This is a genomic window from Glacieibacterium frigidum (genome assembly GCF_007097155.1).
Taxonomy (GTDB): Bacteria; Pseudomonadota; Alphaproteobacteria; order Sphingomonadales; family Sphingomonadaceae; genus Glacieibacterium; species Glacieibacterium frigidum.
The window spans coordinates 348,917-362,999 of record NZ_VJWA01000002.1; the positions used below are offsets into that span (position 1 = coordinate 348,917).

Below are 14,083 nucleotides of genomic sequence, written 5' to 3' on the forward strand. Positions count from 1 at the left end.
AGGTCCGTCAGCCGAGCGCCGCGACCCGCTCCCGGATTGCCGTCAGGTCGGCGACGAAGCGGTCGTATTCGAGATCGGCCGCCGCGCGGTCCTCGATGCGTAGCAGGAAGCTGGGGTGGACGGTGATCCACAGCTCGCTGCCGTCGGCGAGGGTGATCGCGCGGCCGCGCTCGCGGGAGATCGTCACCGTCTTGCCGGTCAGCGACCGCGCTGCCGTCGCGCCGAGCGCCACGGTGACCGCGGGCTTGATCGCCGCGCGCTCCTGGTCGATCCACCATTTGCACGCCTCGATCTCGCCGGTGCCGGGCTTCGAATGGATGCGCCGCTTGCCCCGCGCCTCGAACTTGAAATGCTTGACGGCATTGGTGACGTACGCCCGCGTGCGGTCGATCCCGGCTGCGGCCAGCGCGCGGTCGAAGACCTGTCCCGCGGGGCCGATGAAGGGCTTGCCCGCCAGATCCTCCTGGTCGCCGGGCTGCTCGCCGACGAACATCAGCCGCGCGGTCGGCGGCCCTTCGCCGAACACGGTCTGAGTCGCGGGGCCGTAGAGCGGGCAGCGCGTGCAGGCGGCGGCTTCGGTGCGGAGGGCGTCGATTTCGTCATCCCCGCGAAGGCGGGGACCCAAGGTCGCGCTTTCGGTTGCGGGGATCGCGCCGGTCAGGTCCAAACCCGGTGACTCTGGGTCCCCGCGTTCGCGGGGATGACGACCTTCGCTTACATCGCGCGGCACGGTGTCGATCATCGCCTGCACCCGCTCGCCCGCGCCCGCGATCAGGTCGGGGATCAGCGCCGCCTCGGGTAGGTTCTTCCAGTATTTCTTCGGCATTTCCTTGGTCATCGCGTTCACCTTGAGGCGCGCCGGGTTGAAGATGTGGCTGTAATAGGTCTTCCACACCGCCTCGATCGGGTCGCCCTCGGGGGCGTCGCCGCGCAGCGCACCGGAGGTGAAGCTCAGCTCGGCCGTGTCCCAATGGACGCACAGCAGCGGCGTCAGGATCGACCAGCGCATCTGCGCGAAACGGCGCACGAAGAAGCCGGAGTTGAGGCGGACGATGTGATGCTCGGGCTCGAACCACGCCGCGAAACGCTCGCCCGCCTCGTCCTCGACTTCGCGAAATCGCACGAAGGCGCGCATCTTGTGGACGTCGCGGCGGACGCCCTTGTCGAGCCGGTACAGGCGCTGGACGAGCGGGTCGGCCTGGTCGTCGAGGAGCTTCGGACGGGTGCGCAGCTGCGCAAGTGCTGCGTGGAGCAGCGCGAAACGCTCGGGCTCGACATTGCAGACGACGCGCCGCGCCATGTCGATAAACGCCTTGGGCACGGTGAAGCTGGGGTTGCCCGCCACCGGCGCCGCGTCGCCGCCGAGCAGGTCGCCGCCCTCCCCCGCCACGGTCCAGGTGACCGCACTGGGCGGCGTGCCGTTGGCGACGAGGCTGCGCGCCGCGATGCGCCAGCCATCGAAATCATCGCGGTGAGCGAGGGTGACGGTCGGCAACGGCTCCTCCAAACTCTCGTCATGCTGGCGCACGCCAGCACCCATTGCCGAGCGAACGCGTCAGGCTCGACTTGGCACCACCATGGGTGCTGGCGTCCGCCAGCATGACGGCAAACGGGTCGCGTTCTACCCGAACAGTTCCAGCTGCGACCGTTCGGCCTTGACCAGTCGCGGCCGCAGGTCGGCGCGCTCCGCCAAGGCGACGGGGCGCCAGTCGGCGGCGATCAGGAAGGGGCGCAGCTTCTCGATGCCGCGCGTCAGCCGGCCGATGTCGGCAAGCTCCAGCCGTCGCTGGCGGCGGGCGCGCAGGATGGCGTTGACGCTCTTTACGCCAAGCCCCGGCACGCGCAGCAGCATCTCGCGCGGTGCCTTGTTGACGTCGACCGGGAAGGACGCGCGGTGCTTCAGCGCCCACGCCGTCTTGGGATCGATGTCGAGCGGCAGCATCCCGGCGTCGGTCGCATCCTGCACCTCGCCGACGTTAAAGCCGTAGAAGCGCATCAGCCAGTCGGCCTGATACAGGCGATGCTCGCGCATCAGCGGCGGCTGGACGAGCGGCAGCACCGCGCTCGCATCGGGGATCGGCGAGAAGGCCGAGTAATAGACGCGGCGCAGACCGAACTTGCCGTACAGCGACGAGGCGCTGGCGACGACCGCGCTGTCGTCGGCGGCATCCGCTCCAACGATCATCTGCGTCGACTGGCCGGCGGGCGCGAACTTCGGCGCCGAGCGGAATTTGCGCCGCGCCTCCTTGTTCTCCGCGATGCCCGTCTTGAGCCCGCCCATCGCGAGGCGGATGCGCCCGGCATCCTTGTCGGGGGCGAGCTTGCCCAGCCCCTCGACGGTCGGCAGCTCGACATTGATCGACAGGCGGTCGGCATACATCGCCGCCTGGTCGAGCAGCTCGGGCGCCGCGTCGGGGATCGTCTTCAGGTGAATATAGCCGCGGAAATCATGGTCGAGGCGCAGCGTCTTCGCGACGCGCACCATCGCCTCCATCGTATAGTCCGACGACCCGATGATGCCCGAGGAGAGGAACAGCCCCTCGATGTAATTGCGCTTGTAGAAGCTGAGCGTCAGCCGCACGACCTCATCGACGGTAAAGCGCGCGCGGCGGACGTTCGACGATTTGCGATTGATGCAATAATGGCAGTCGAAAATGCAGCTGTTGGTCAACAGGATCTTGAGCAGCGAGATGCAGCGCCCATCTGGCGCATAGCTATGACAGATGCCCGATCCTTCGGTCGACCCGACCCCCTTGCCGCCGACCGAATTGCGCTTGGCCGTCCCCGACGACGCGCACGACGCATCGTATTTCGCGGCATCGGCGAGAATCGCGAGCTTGGACCGGGTGTCGAGTTGTGCCACCCGTTCGTTCTATGTTCTTGGGTTGACAAGGGCAAGCGGCGCGGTGTCGCGGCGGACCGGCGCGGAACCGGCGGTACGGGAAACGATTGAGGCGACGAAGGAGAACGCAACGATGATCGGCAATCTGATCCGGATGGTAGCGGGACGCGCGGTGGCGCGGCAGGTCGGCGGCGTGTCGGCCGGACCGCTCGGCATGGCGGCGGGCGCGGCGCTGCCGTTCGTGCTCAAGCGCTTCGGCCCGCTCGGCATGATCGGCGCAGCGGTCGGCGGCTATGCGGTCAAGAAGTATCTCGACAAGCGTAATGCCGGCACCGTCGCAGGTCGCCCGGGCGGTACCGGCCCCGACCAGACGCGATACTGATCATCTCGGCGCTGCCCGACTTTGAATTCGAAGGTCTTCACCTCGGACTGATGTGGATCGGCGCGGGGATCATCCTCGCGTTCTGGCTGCCGCGTTGGGTGTCGGGGCGCGAGCCTGCGGCGGCGCCACTGCTCGTCGCGGCAGGATTCCTGGCGTCGCTTCTCGTCCCCGGCCTCGGCGATCTCGTCGACCCGATCCGTCATCCGAAAGGATGGGAGATCGGCAGCGAGATCGTCATCGTCGTCGCGCTGTTCGGTGCAGGCCTGCGGATCGACCGTCTGGTGTCCGCGCCCGAGTGGCGGCCGGCGGCGCGCCTGCTGGTCTTCGCCATGCCGCTGTGCATTGCGGCGGTCACCCTGCTCGGCTGGCAGTTCGGCGGGCTGACGCTGGCGGCGGCGCTGCTGCTCGGATCGGCACTCGCGCCGACCGATCCGGTGCTGGCGGGCGACGTCCAGGTCGGCCCGCCGCTCGAAGGCGGCGAGCACCCGGTGCGCTTCACGCTGACCGCCGAGGCAGGGCTCAACGACGGCCTCGCCTTTCCCTTCGTCTTGCTGGCGATGATCGTCGCCGGGGCGGGTTGGCATCCGGGCGACCGGGGGCTCGAATGGCTGCTGCGTGACGTCGTCTATCGCATCGTCGCCGGGGTCGCGGGCGGCGCAGCGGCGGGCTGGCTGCTCGGCAAGCTGCTATTTGCCTGGCCGCGGGGCAATTCGCTTGCCGAGACAGATGCGGGCGTTGTCGCGCTGGCCGGTGCGATGCTGACCTTCGGGGCGACCGAGCTTGCCGAAGGCTACGGCTTTCTGGCCGCCTTCGTCGCCGGGATCGCGCTGCGCCAATCGGAGCAGAAGCATAAATTCCACCGCACGCTGAACGAATTCACCGGGGCGATCGAACACGCCCTGCTCGCCTTGTTGCTCGTCGCGCTGGGCGCGGCACTGCCGGGCCTGTCGATGTGGCTCGAATGGCCGCTCGCGCTGATCGGCCTCGCGTTGATCTTCGTGCTGCGCCCGCTTGCCGCGTGGCTGTCGCTGATCGGCACCGACCTGAAGGGCCGCGCGCGGCTGGTCGTGTCGTTCTACGGCGTACGCGGCATTGGCACGATCTATTACCTCGCCTTCGGGCTGGGGGCGCTGCCGCTCGCCGACCGGCGCGAGATGTGGGCCGCGGCGGTGTTCGTCATCGTGGTTTCGACGATCGTCCACGGCTTGACCGCTGGCGCAGTCGTGGAGCGGGTCACCGAAACCGAACCAAAGGCCTAGCGCACCGCGTCGAGCAGGTCGGCGACCGCTGCCGCGGCCTCGGGCTCGCTCAGCGTCGGGGCGTGTCCGACGCGCGGCACCACGACCGTGCGCAGCCCCGGGTGCCGTGCCGCCATCGCAGCCTGCGTCGCGGCGCTCAGCACGTCCGAAACGCCGCCGCGCACGCTGAGCACCGGCACGCTCGCCAGCGCATCGAACGCCGTCCACAGGTCGAGTCCCGCATCGCCGCCCGGCAGGCGGAACGCCTCCGCGATGCGCGCATCATAGTCGAACACGATGCGCCCCTGCGGCGTCAGGCGGCATAGGCGCTTGGCGAAGTTCAGCCAGTCGGCGAGGCCCCAGTCGGGATAGATCGCGGCGTTGCGCGTCTGGAAGTCGCGCGCCGCGTGCATCCACGTCGGCCAGTTGGCACCGCGCCCGACATTGCCGCGCAGCCGCGCCTGCCCGCCCGGCTCGACCACCGGCCCGATGTCGTTGAGGATCGCGCCGGCGATGGCATCGCGGTGCGTCGCGGTCATCAGCATGACGAGCAGCCCGCCGAGCGACGTACCGACACCGACGAAGCGCTCGATCCGCGCCGCGGCCAGCAGCGCGTGCAGGTCCTGCAGATAGGTCAGCGGCACATAGCTGAGCGGATCCTTGGCATAGGACGACTCGCCGCGCCCGCGCAGGTCGACCGCGACGACGCGCCAGCGCCCGGCATGCGCCGCGGCGAACGCCTCGAAGTCGCGCGCCGAGCGCGTCAGCCCGGCGAGGCACAGCAGCACGGGCTTGTCCGGCGGCCCGGCATAGTCGCGGTAGTGCAGGCGCAGCCCGTCCAGCGACCAGAACCACTCGTCCGTCCAGGCGGAACCTGCGGCCATCATCCCCCGTTCAGAATTTTTGACTATGACTCAGTTCGAGCGTAAGCGTGCGCGTTGGGGATAGGAGAGATCGGTCACAGTGGCAACGCGTGCACTTGATGCGCGGGTCGATACCCGTAGCCGTCGGTACGACCCGGCCGAAACCCGCCAGCGCGTGCTGGCGGCGGCCAACATGCTGTTTTCCAGCCGCGGTTTTTCGAACACCGGCACCGCCGACATCGCTCGCGAGGCCGAAGTCTCGGAAGGGTCGATCTTCTATCACTTCGGGTCGAAGAAGAACCTGCTCGCCGAACTCGGCCGGAGCTACGGCGAGGCGATGATCGTCGCGATGCAGCAGGGCGACGCGCTCGAGACGCTGGAGCCCGGCATCATCATCCCGCGCGTCTTCGAATTCTGCGCGACGAACAACATGTGGGAAGTGATCACGGGATCCGAGTGCGAGGTCGGCGTGCTGGCCGCCACCAAGAATCCCGAGGGCGAGCCCTTCTACAAGGCGTCGAAGGAGACGACCACCGACTGGATCACGCACCAGATGGAGGTCGCCTTCGCCTATCGCGGCATCACCGGTATCGACGTGCCGATGGCGGCATCGTTCACGCATCACGTCGTCGGCGACGCGATCGAGCTGTATCTGACTGCCCCCGACGATGCGGTGCGCGAGCGCGTCGTCAAGGAAACGGTCCGCTTCGTCCGCGCGGCGTGCGGCTATCCGACGGGCACGTGACGGACTGGAAGCCGTCGCAGGCGATCCTCGAACTCGGCGACGGTTTCTACGATCCGGTCTCGGCGGCCGATTTTCCGCAGACCATTTTGCGGTTTCGTAACGACAGGGCAGCCGCGAGCGTCGGGCTCGATCTCGATGACGCGGCCTGGGTGCAGCATTTCGGGCGGTTCGCGCCCCTGCCGGGTTCGCTGACCACGCCGCTGGCGCTGCGCTATCACGGGCATCAGTTCCGCACCTACAACCCCGATCTCGGCGACGGGCGAGGCTTCCTGTTCGCGCAAGGCTTCGACGATCGGGGCCGGCTGCTCGATTTCGGCACCAAGGGGTCGGGGCAGACGCCGTGGAGCCGCTTCGGTGACGGCCGCCTGACGCTGAAGGGTGGCGTGCGCGAGGTGCTCGCGACGGCGCTGCTCGAGGCACTGGGCGTGAATACGTCGAAGACCTTCTCGCTGATCGAGACCGGCGAGGAGCTGGCGCGCGGCGACGAGCCCTCGCCGACCCGCTCGGCGGTGATGGTGCGCCTCAGCCACAGCCATATCCGCTACGGCAGCTTCCAGCGCCTCGCGACGCTTGGCGATACCGAAGGTCTGGCGCGGCTGACCGATTACGTGCTGCGCCACTATCTCGAGCCGAGCGCCGACCCCTATGCCGCGCTGCTCGACCATGCCGTGACCAACGCCGCGCGCCAGGCGGCGCAGATGATGGCGGCGGGGTTCGTCCACGGCGTCCTCAACACCGACAATATCAACATCACCGGCGAAAGCTTCGACTACGGCCCGTACCGCTTCGCGCAGGATTGGGACGAGGAGTTCACCGCCGCCTATTTCGACCATCAGGGGCTGTATGCCTTCGGACGCCAGGCCGAGGCGCTGCACTGGAACGTCTTCCAGCTGGCGCTCGCGCTACGCACCGTCGCGCCGCTGGAGGCGCTGCGGCCGGCGCTCGAAGCCTATCCGGCGCGCTACGAGGCGGCATTCGCGACCGCGATGCTGGCACGCCTGGGGGTCAGGCCGCGCGGCGACGCCGCCGACGTGGCGCTCGCCGATGCGATGGTCGCGGGGCTGAAGGCGACGGCGATGCCGCTCGACCGCTTCTGGTTCGACTGGCGCGGCGGGCGGCAGCGCGGCCCAAGCGAGGGCGCGACCTACGCGCGGCCCGAGTTTGCGCCGTTCGTCGTGCAGGTCGCCGACTACGAGCCCGCCGCCAGCCGCGACCACCCATACTGGTCGGGCGATGCGCCGTGCGGCCTGCCGATCGGCGAGATCGAGGCGATCTGGGCGCGCATCGCCGACGCCGACGACTGGTCGGCGCTAACCGCCAAGCTGGCGGACATCGAGGCGCTGCGCATCGCGATGGTCTGACCTTCGGGCCATAGTGTAGCGCAGCACCGTTAACGCTCCCGAAACCGGCACGAGCGTGCCGCAGGAGCGTCCATGCAGATCAAGGCCATCCTCTTCGACATCGACGGCACGCTCGTCGACAGCAACGACATGCACGTCCTCGCCTGGGAGGAGGCGTTCCTCGGCGTCGGCGCGCGCTTCGACCGCAAGACCGTTCACGACCAGATCGGCAAGGGCACCGACATGCTCGTGCCGACGCTGCTCCCCGACCTCGACGAGGCGGCGATCGAGGATCTCGGCGACAAGCGCGGTTCGATCTTCAAGGAGTACTACCTCGACAAGGTCGAGCCCTTCCCGGGCGCGCACGACCTGCTCGCGCATGCCGCGGCCAACGGGCAGCAGGTCGTGCTGGCGTCGTCGGCCGCCGGGCCCGAACTCGAGCATTACCTCGACCTGCTCGACGCCCGCGACATCGTCAGCGCGACGACGAGCGGCGACGATGTCGCGCACACCAAGCCCGCCCCCGACATCTTCGCGACCGCGCTGGTCAGGCTCGACGGCATCGGCGCGGGCGAGGCGATCGTCGTCGGCGACACGCCCTATGACATCGAGGCGGCGGCGAAGTGCGGCATCAAGGCGGTCGCGGTGCGGTCGGGCGGGTTCTCCGACGAGGCGCTGGGCGGCGCGGTCGCGATCTACGACGATGTCGCGGCGCTGCTCGCGGGCTACGCCAACTCGCCGCTGGGGCGCTGACCATGCCCGACGAAGCCGTCGTCGCGGAGGTTGCCGGCCAGGCGGTCGTCATCGGCTCGCGCGAACAGCTACTGCACCTGCTCGCGGAAGCCGCGGAGATCGAGCACACCCTGATGTGCAGCTATCTCTACGCGGCGTTCAGCCTGAAGCGGCCGGGCGAGCCGGGGATCAGCGCCGCGCAGGGCGAACTGCTCGACCGCTGGCGCAAGACGATCATGGACGTCGCGGTCGAGGAGATGGGCCACCTCGTCATCGTCGCGAACCTGACCGTCGCGGTCGGCGGCCAGCCGCATTTCGGCCGCCCGAACTTTCCCGTCGCGACCGGCTATTTCCCGAGCGGCGTCGCGGTGCGCCTGACCGGCTTCGACGCCGAGACGCTCAAGCATTTCATCTTTCTCGAGCGGCCGCAGGGCGTCGAAGGCGAGGACAGCGACGCCTTCGTCGGCGACGACTACCGGCGCGAGCAGGCGCACCTCGGCCTGATGCCGAGTGCGCAGGATTACGCCACGATCGGGCATCTGTACGAGGCGATCCGCGCCAACCTGATCGCCCTGTCGGCCGAACTCGGCGAGGCCGGCCTGTTCATCGGCGACGCCGCGAGCCAGGTCGCCCGCGCGGTCATCGACCTCGACGGCGTCGAGCCGATCGTCGACCTCGCGGCCGCACAACGCGCGATCGACGTCGTCGTCGAGCAGGGCGAGGGCTCGTCGGCGGACAGCGAAGAGTCGCACTACCGCAGCTTCCTGACGATCCAGTCCGAACTCGACGCCGCGACCCGCGACGATGCGGGTTTCGCCGCCGCGTGGTCGGTCGCCGACAGCCCGGTGCTGCGCCAGCCGCCCGAGCCTGCGGGCAAGACCTTCGTCGACCACCCCGACGCTGCGCCCCTGCTCGACTTCGCGTGCGCGACCTACGGCCTGCTGCTGCGCTGCCTCGTCCAGTGCTTCGGCCGCGGAGCGGCGGCGGAGAAGGCGCAGGGCGCGCTGATGTCGGCGGCGATCGAGCTGATGCACGTCCTCGGCGAGGCGTCGACCGCGCTCGCCCGCCTGCCTGCCGCCGCCGACGGCGACCATGGCAATGCCGGCATGACCTTCACCATGCTGCGCGGCGTCGAGCCGATCCCCGTCCGCGTCGAGCGGGCGATCCTGCGCGAGCGCGTCGCAGCGCTGTCGGGCACGCGTTGCAACCTGTCGGCCAGGGCACGAACCGCGCTGGAACAGGCTGCCGGGTATCTCGCGTCCTATTGAGAAGCCTGACGACCTTTCAGAGCGCCCGTTATGCTTGACAGAACGAACCGTACTGGTTATACGTAGGATCGGCGGCGAGGCTTCTCAACCCTCGCCACTGCCTGGCGGTCCGGGGGCGCTACCGGATGACCGAGGCGCGAAGCGATGCGGGGGTCAGACGAGGCCCCGCGCCGGCTGGACACCACGACCCGATTTCCCCGACCCTGCCCGTTCAGCCGCCTTGCCCCGCATCGTTCCGCTACCCGGCCCCCCGTCCCGTAAGCGCCGGACGGGGGAACCGCATGAGCCCCTCCGCCCGGCGATAGGACGCCCGGGCGGGGCTTTGCCGCGTCCGCTGCCCTCGACGCTAGCGCGGCCCCCGGCTAGTCTAGAGCCGAAACAAGACGGGGAGGACACGCATGTTTAGCCATATCATGGTCGGCGCCGACGATACTGCAGCGGCGAAGCGCTTCTACGACGCGACGCTCGGCGTCGTCGGTGTGCGGCCGGGGATGGTCGACGACAAGGGCCGCGCAATCTACATGACGCCGACCGGCGTGTTCATCATCACCAAACCGATCAACGGCGAGCCCGCATCGTGTGCCAACGGTGCGACGATCGGCTTCGCCATGACCTCGCCCGAGCAGGCCGACGCGTGGCACGCCGCGGGCATCGCGAATGGCGGCACGACCTGCGAGGACCCGCCGGGCCGCCGCGACGGCGCCTTCGGCCCGCTCTACCTGGCCTATCTGCGCGATCCGGCGGGCAACAAATTGTGCGCGATGCATCGCCTGCCGGCCTGACCCGCAAAATTCATTTCGGGTCGTGATGCAACCGCCCCGGCATGTCATGCGTATTTATGGGTAACCCGGTCTCGTAACCAGCGCCGCACCCCCACGCGCGCCGGACGGGGCCGGGCCGGGTACCATTCGGTAGGGCCGGGCCGTGCGTCGTAGCAGAGTTTTGGCAGCGCACGGTCCTGCTTCCCAACACTAGCGTTAAATTGATAGTTTAATCACATCGTGGCTGGCGATGCGCGTGGCGCTGCGCTAGACGCTCGCCATGGGGTCGCCGTCACCTGCCGAATCCGCTGCGCTGGGGGCCATCGACGGTGCCGCGATGCTGGCGCGCGTCGAGGCCTGGGCAGCGATCAATTCAGGCAGCCGCAACCTGCCCGGCCTCGCGGCGATGGCCGATGCATTGGCGCCCGCGCTCGAAGCACTCGGCCGGGTCCGCCGCGTCGATGCGGCGCCCGCGACGATCATCGGCGCTGACGGCGCGACGCGTCCGCTCGCACACGGACAGAACCTCCACCTCGTCGTTCGCCCCGATGCGCACGTGCGCGTGCTGCTGACGGGTCACATGGACACGGTCTTCCCCGCCGACTCGCCGTTCCAAACGTGCCGCTGGCTCGACTCGACGACGCTGAACGGCCCCGGCTCCGCCGACATGAAGGGCGGCATCGCGGTGATGCTCGCGGCGCTGATGGCGTTCGAGGCATCGCCCTTCGCATCCGCGCTCGGCTACGAAGTCGTGCTGAACAGCGACGAGGAAGTGTCCTCGCCGGGCTCGGCGCCGTTCCTCGCCGAGGCAGCGCGGCGCTGCCACCTCGGCCTGACCTATGAACCCGCCCTGCCCGACGGCACGCTGGCGGGCGCACGCAAGGGGAGCGGCAATTTCTCGGCCGTGGTGCGAGGCCGCGCCGCGCATGCGGGGCGTGAGATCGAAGCGGGGCGCAATGCCGTGCTCGCCGCGAGCGACCTCGCGCTGCGCCTCGCCGCGCTGATGCAGACGCACCCCGGCACCTCGGTGAACCCCGCGAAGATCGACGGCGGCGGGCCGAACAACATCGTCCCCGACCTCGCCGTGCTGCGCTTCAACGTCCGCCCCGCGATGCCCGAAGGGCAGGCGGCGGTCACCGCTGCGATCGATGCCCTGATCGCCGAGGTCGCCGCCGCGCACGACGTCAGCATCACCCTCGACGGCGGCTTCGCCCGCCCGCCCAAGCCGATGGACGCCAACCAGCTGCGCCTGTTCGAGCTGGTCCGCGACTGCGGCCGCGACCTGGGTCTCGGCATCGCGTGGCGCGACACGGGGGGCGTCTGCGACGGCAACAATCTCGCCGCGACCGGGCTTGCGGTGGTCGACACGCTTGGGCCCCGCGGCGGCGCGATCCACAGCCACGACGAATATCTGTGTACTGACAGCCTGGTCGAGCGTGCGCAGCTGTCGGCGCTGCTGCTGATGCGTGTCGCGCAGCATGGCTGGGTGCGCTGATGGGCTGGCGCGTCCGCCCCGCCGCGATCACCGACCTCGACGGTTTCGTCGATCTGGCGATGATGACCGGCGGCGGCTTCACCTCGCTGCCGCAGGACCGCGGCGCGCTCGCCCGCCGCCTCGAACGCTCGGACCACGCCTTCGCGACGCCGATAGAGGCACCCGCCAACGAGGTCTATGTCCTCGTCCTCGAACAGGCCTCGACCGGACGCATCGGCGGCACCGCGGTAGTGTTCAGCCGCATCGGCGTCGACTGGCCCTTCTACTCGTACAAGCTCGGCAACCTGCAGCAGTCGTCGCGTGAACTCGGCCGCACGCTGGCCATCCAGATGCTCAACCTGACCACCGACCACGACGGCGCGAGCGAGGTCGGCGGGCTGTTCCTCCACCCCGAGCTTCGCACCGGCGGGCTGGGCCGCCTGCTGGCGCGCAGCCGCTATCTGTTCATCGCGGCCCACCGCGCTCGCTTCGGCGACAAGCTGCTGGCGGAGCTGCGCGGCGTGCTGGCCGACGACGGCGGCTCGCCGTTCTGGGACGGGCTGGGCGCCAAGTTCTTCGGCATGAGTTTCCAGGAGGCCGACGCCTTCAACGGGCTCCACGGCAACCAGTTCATCGCCGACCTGATGCCCAAGCACCCGATCTACACGGCGCTCCTCGACGAGCCCGCGCGCTCGGTCATCGGCCAGTGCCACGCCAAGGGCCGCCCGGCGCTGGCGATGCTCGAGGCCGAGGGCTTTTCGTACGACGGCTATATCGACATCTTCGACGGCGGCCCGACGGTGACCGCGCGCACCGACCAGGTCCGCACCGTCCGCGACGCCCGCGCCCTGCCCGTCACCGCACTGGTCGAGGGCGCGCACGACATGCCCCGCGCGCTGCTGGCGAGCGGGCGGCTGCGCGATTTCCGCGCGTGGATCGGGCACGCCGATGCGGGCGAGGGGCTGGCTCTGCCGTGCGGCGAGGCCGAGCTGATGACAGTGGGACTGGGCGACGAGGTACGGCATGTCGGGTTCTGATCTGATCTCGCTCGATCCCTGCACCGGCGAGACGGTGTGGGAAGGCCCCGCGGGCGACGTCGCCGCCGCTGTCGCCGCGGCGCGTGCGGCGTTCCCGGCGTGGGCGCGGACAAGCCTCGACGAGCGCATCGCGCACGTGCGCGCCTTTCAGAAGGTCGTGCAGGACCGCGCCGAGCCGTTCGCGCGCCTGATTGCCCGGGAGACCGGCAAGCCGTTCTGGGAGACCAAGACCGAGGTCGCGAGCGTCGCCGCCAAGGTCGACATCTCGATCCAGGCGCAGGCCGAGCGTGCCGGCCAGCGCACCGGCGAGGTCGGCGGCGTCCGCCAGACGCTGCGGCACAAGCCGCACGGCGTGCTCGGCGTGCTGGGGCCGTATAACTTCCCCGCGCATTTGCCGAACGGGCACATCGTCCCCGCGCTGCTGGCGGGGAACACAGTGGTGTTCAAGCCGTCCGAGCTGACGCCCGCGGTCGGCGCGTTCATGATCGACTGCTGGGTCGCGAGCGGCCTGCCCGAGGGTGTGATCACCCTCGTCCAGGGCGGCGGCGACACGGGGCGGGCGCTGGCGGGTGCCGACCTCGACGGGCTGTTGTTCACCGGCTCGCCGCACACGGGTGCTGCACTGGCACGGCAGTTCGCCGAGACGCCGCACCGCATCCTCGCGCTCGAGATGGGCGGCAACAACCCGCTGATCGTCTGGGACGCGGGCGACCTCGACGCGGCGGCGGCGCTGATCGTCCAGTCGGCGTATCTGTCGGCGGGGCAGCGCTGCACCGGCGCGCGGCGGCTAATCCTCGGCCCCGACGGCGACGCGGTGCTCGACCGCGTCACCGCGCTGATCGACCGGATCATCGTCGGCGCGCCGTTCGACGAGCCGCAGCCGTTCATGGGCCCGGTCATCGACGGCCGCGCGGCCGACCGGCTGCAGGCGGGGTTCAGCGACCTGATCTCGCGCGGCGGCGAGGTGCTGCGCCCGCTGTTCCGCCACGACCAGCGCCCCCTGCTCACCCCCGGCCTGATCGACGTGACGCGCGTGGCCGGCCGCGCCGACGAGGAGTTCTTCGGGCCGCTCCTCCAGGTCATCCGCGTCCCCGATTTCGACGCCGCGATCGCCGAGGCGAACGCGACGCGCTTCGGCCTCTCGGCCGGGCTGATCGGCGGCGACGCGGCACTGTACGACCGCTTCTGGCACGAGACCCGCGCCGGCGTCGTCAACTGGAACCGCCCGACCAACGGCGCGGCGTCGAACGCGCCGTTCGGCGGCGTGGGGCTGAGCGGCAACCACCGGCCGAGCGCGTACTACGCAGCGGACTATGTGGCGTTTCCGGTGGCGTCGCTGGAGGCCGATGCGGCGGCGGGGACGATTGCCACGGGGTTACGCGGGTGAGCGGCCCTGCTTCC

Annotated in this window: 13 protein-coding genes; 10 read left to right on the forward strand and 3 right to left on the reverse strand. The window is 69.8% G+C overall.

Annotated features, from left to right (window positions below):
• Nucleotides 1-7: 7 nt before the first annotated feature.
• Together FMM06_RS11205 and FMM06_RS11210 are read right to left on the reverse strand one after the other, a co-directional pair.
• Nucleotides 8-1,495 (reverse strand): UdgX family uracil-DNA binding protein, encoded by a 1,488-nt coding sequence (locus tag FMM06_RS11205; protein ID WP_144237482.1) that lies wholly within the window; start codon nt 1,493-1,495, stop codon nt 8-10.
• A gap of 126 nt (nt 1,496-1,621) precedes the next feature.
• The gene (locus FMM06_RS11210) at nt 1,622-2,863 is read right to left on the reverse strand and encodes a putative DNA modification/repair radical SAM protein (protein ID WP_144237483.1); all 1,242 of its coding nucleotides are present in this window, start codon (nt 2,861-2,863) and stop codon (nt 1,622-1,624) included.
• Between the two features lie 112 nt (nt 2,864-2,975).
• Between FMM06_RS11210 and FMM06_RS11215 the strand changes: the two genes are divergently transcribed.
• Together FMM06_RS11215 and FMM06_RS11220 are read left to right on the forward strand one after the other, a co-directional pair.
• Complete coding sequence (locus FMM06_RS11215) at nt 2,976-3,224, forward strand: hypothetical protein (protein ID WP_144237484.1); 249 nt, start codon at nt 2,976-2,978, stop codon at nt 3,222-3,224.
• A gap of 50 nt (nt 3,225-3,274) precedes the next feature.
• Nucleotides 3,275-4,483 carry a cation:proton antiporter domain-containing protein gene (locus FMM06_RS11220; protein WP_144237485.1) on the forward strand — a complete coding sequence of 403 codons (1,209 nt, stop codon included), beginning with the start codon at nt 3,275-3,277 and terminating at the stop codon, nt 4,481-4,483.
• On the opposite strand, the gene FMM06_RS11225 is transcribed toward FMM06_RS11220, so the two are convergent.
• The gene (locus FMM06_RS11225) at nt 4,480-5,346 is read right to left on the reverse strand and encodes an alpha/beta fold hydrolase (RefSeq protein WP_144237486.1); all 867 of its coding nucleotides are present in this window, start codon (nt 5,344-5,346) and stop codon (nt 4,480-4,482) included. The two genes, FMM06_RS11220 and FMM06_RS11225, sit on opposite strands and share 4 nt — an antisense overlap.
• A 79-nt stretch (nt 5,347-5,425) precedes the next feature.
• Here FMM06_RS11225 and FMM06_RS11230 point away from each other — a divergent pair, with 79 nt between their 5' ends.
• The 8 genes from FMM06_RS11230 to astD all read left to right on the forward strand — a co-directional run bounded on the left by FMM06_RS11230 (nt 5,426) and on the right by astD (nt 14,069).
• Complete coding sequence (locus FMM06_RS11230; protein ID WP_144237487.1) at nt 5,426-6,070, forward strand: TetR/AcrR family transcriptional regulator; 645 nt, start codon at nt 5,426-5,428, stop codon at nt 6,068-6,070.
• The gene (locus FMM06_RS11235) at nt 6,067-7,431 is read left to right on the forward strand and encodes a protein adenylyltransferase SelO family protein (protein WP_144237488.1); all 1,365 of its coding nucleotides are present in this window, start codon (nt 6,067-6,069) and stop codon (nt 7,429-7,431) included. Before FMM06_RS11230 ends, FMM06_RS11235 begins: the two co-directional genes overlap by 4 nt.
• A 72-nt stretch (nt 7,432-7,503) precedes the next feature.
• Nucleotides 7,504-8,163 carry an HAD family hydrolase gene (locus FMM06_RS11240; RefSeq protein ID WP_144237489.1) on the forward strand — a complete coding sequence of 220 codons (660 nt, stop codon included), beginning with the start codon at nt 7,504-7,506 and terminating at the stop codon, nt 8,161-8,163.
• Between the two features lie 2 nt (nt 8,164-8,165).
• Complete coding sequence (locus tag FMM06_RS11245) at nt 8,166-9,410, forward strand: ferritin-like domain-containing protein (RefSeq protein ID WP_144237490.1); 1,245 nt, start codon at nt 8,166-8,168, stop codon at nt 9,408-9,410.
• A 398-nt stretch (nt 9,411-9,808) separates the two neighbouring features.
• Nucleotides 9,809-10,192, forward strand: a complete 384-nt coding sequence (locus FMM06_RS11250) for a VOC family protein (RefSeq protein WP_144237491.1) — start codon at nt 9,809-9,811, stop codon at nt 10,190-10,192.
• Between the two features lie 259 nt (nt 10,193-10,451).
• Nucleotides 10,452-11,666, forward strand: coding sequence for a hydrolase (locus FMM06_RS11255; protein WP_144237492.1), 1,215 nt, complete (start codon nt 10,452-10,454; stop codon nt 11,664-11,666).
• Complete coding sequence (locus FMM06_RS11260) at nt 11,666-12,682, forward strand: arginine N-succinyltransferase (RefSeq protein WP_144237493.1); 1,017 nt, start codon at nt 11,666-11,668, stop codon at nt 12,680-12,682. The genes FMM06_RS11255 and FMM06_RS11260 overlap by 1 nt, the downstream gene beginning before the upstream one ends.
• The gene (gene astD, locus FMM06_RS11265; RefSeq protein ID WP_144237494.1) at nt 12,669-14,069 is read left to right on the forward strand and encodes a succinylglutamate-semialdehyde dehydrogenase; all 1,401 of its coding nucleotides are present in this window, start codon (nt 12,669-12,671) and stop codon (nt 14,067-14,069) included. Before FMM06_RS11260 ends, astD begins: the two co-directional genes overlap by 14 nt.
• Nucleotides 14,070-14,083: the final 14 nt, after the last annotated feature.

Excerpts from the sequence above, each read along its gene's own strand:
- FMM06_RS11245 (WP_144237490.1), top strand. The coding sequence starts at position 8,166 with ATGCCCGACGAAGCCGTCGTCGCGGAGGTTGCCGGCCAGGCGGTCGTC.
- FMM06_RS11250 (WP_144237491.1), top strand. The coding sequence starts at position 9,809 with ATGTTTAGCCATATCATGGTCGGCGCCGACGATACTGCAGCGGCGAAG.
- FMM06_RS11240 (WP_144237489.1), top strand. The coding sequence starts at position 7,504 with ATGCAGATCAAGGCCATCCTCTTCGACATCGACGGCACGCTCGTCGAC.
- FMM06_RS11255 (WP_144237492.1), top strand. The coding sequence starts at position 10,452 with ATGGGGTCGCCGTCACCTGCCGAATCCGCTGCGCTGGGGGCCATCGAC.
- FMM06_RS11260 (WP_144237493.1), top strand. The coding sequence starts at position 11,666 with ATGGGCTGGCGCGTCCGCCCCGCCGCGATCACCGACCTCGACGGTTTC.
- FMM06_RS11220 (WP_144237485.1), top strand. The coding sequence starts at position 3,275 with ATGTGGATCGGCGCGGGGATCATCCTCGCGTTCTGGCTGCCGCGTTGG.
- astD (WP_144237494.1), top strand. The coding sequence starts at position 12,669 with ATGTCGGGTTCTGATCTGATCTCGCTCGATCCCTGCACCGGCGAGACG.
- FMM06_RS11225 (WP_144237486.1), bottom strand. The coding sequence starts at position 5,346 with ATGGCCGCAGGTTCCGCCTGGACGGACGAGTGGTTCTGGTCGCTGGAC.
- FMM06_RS11215 (WP_144237484.1), top strand. The coding sequence starts at position 2,976 with ATGATCGGCAATCTGATCCGGATGGTAGCGGGACGCGCGGTGGCGCGG.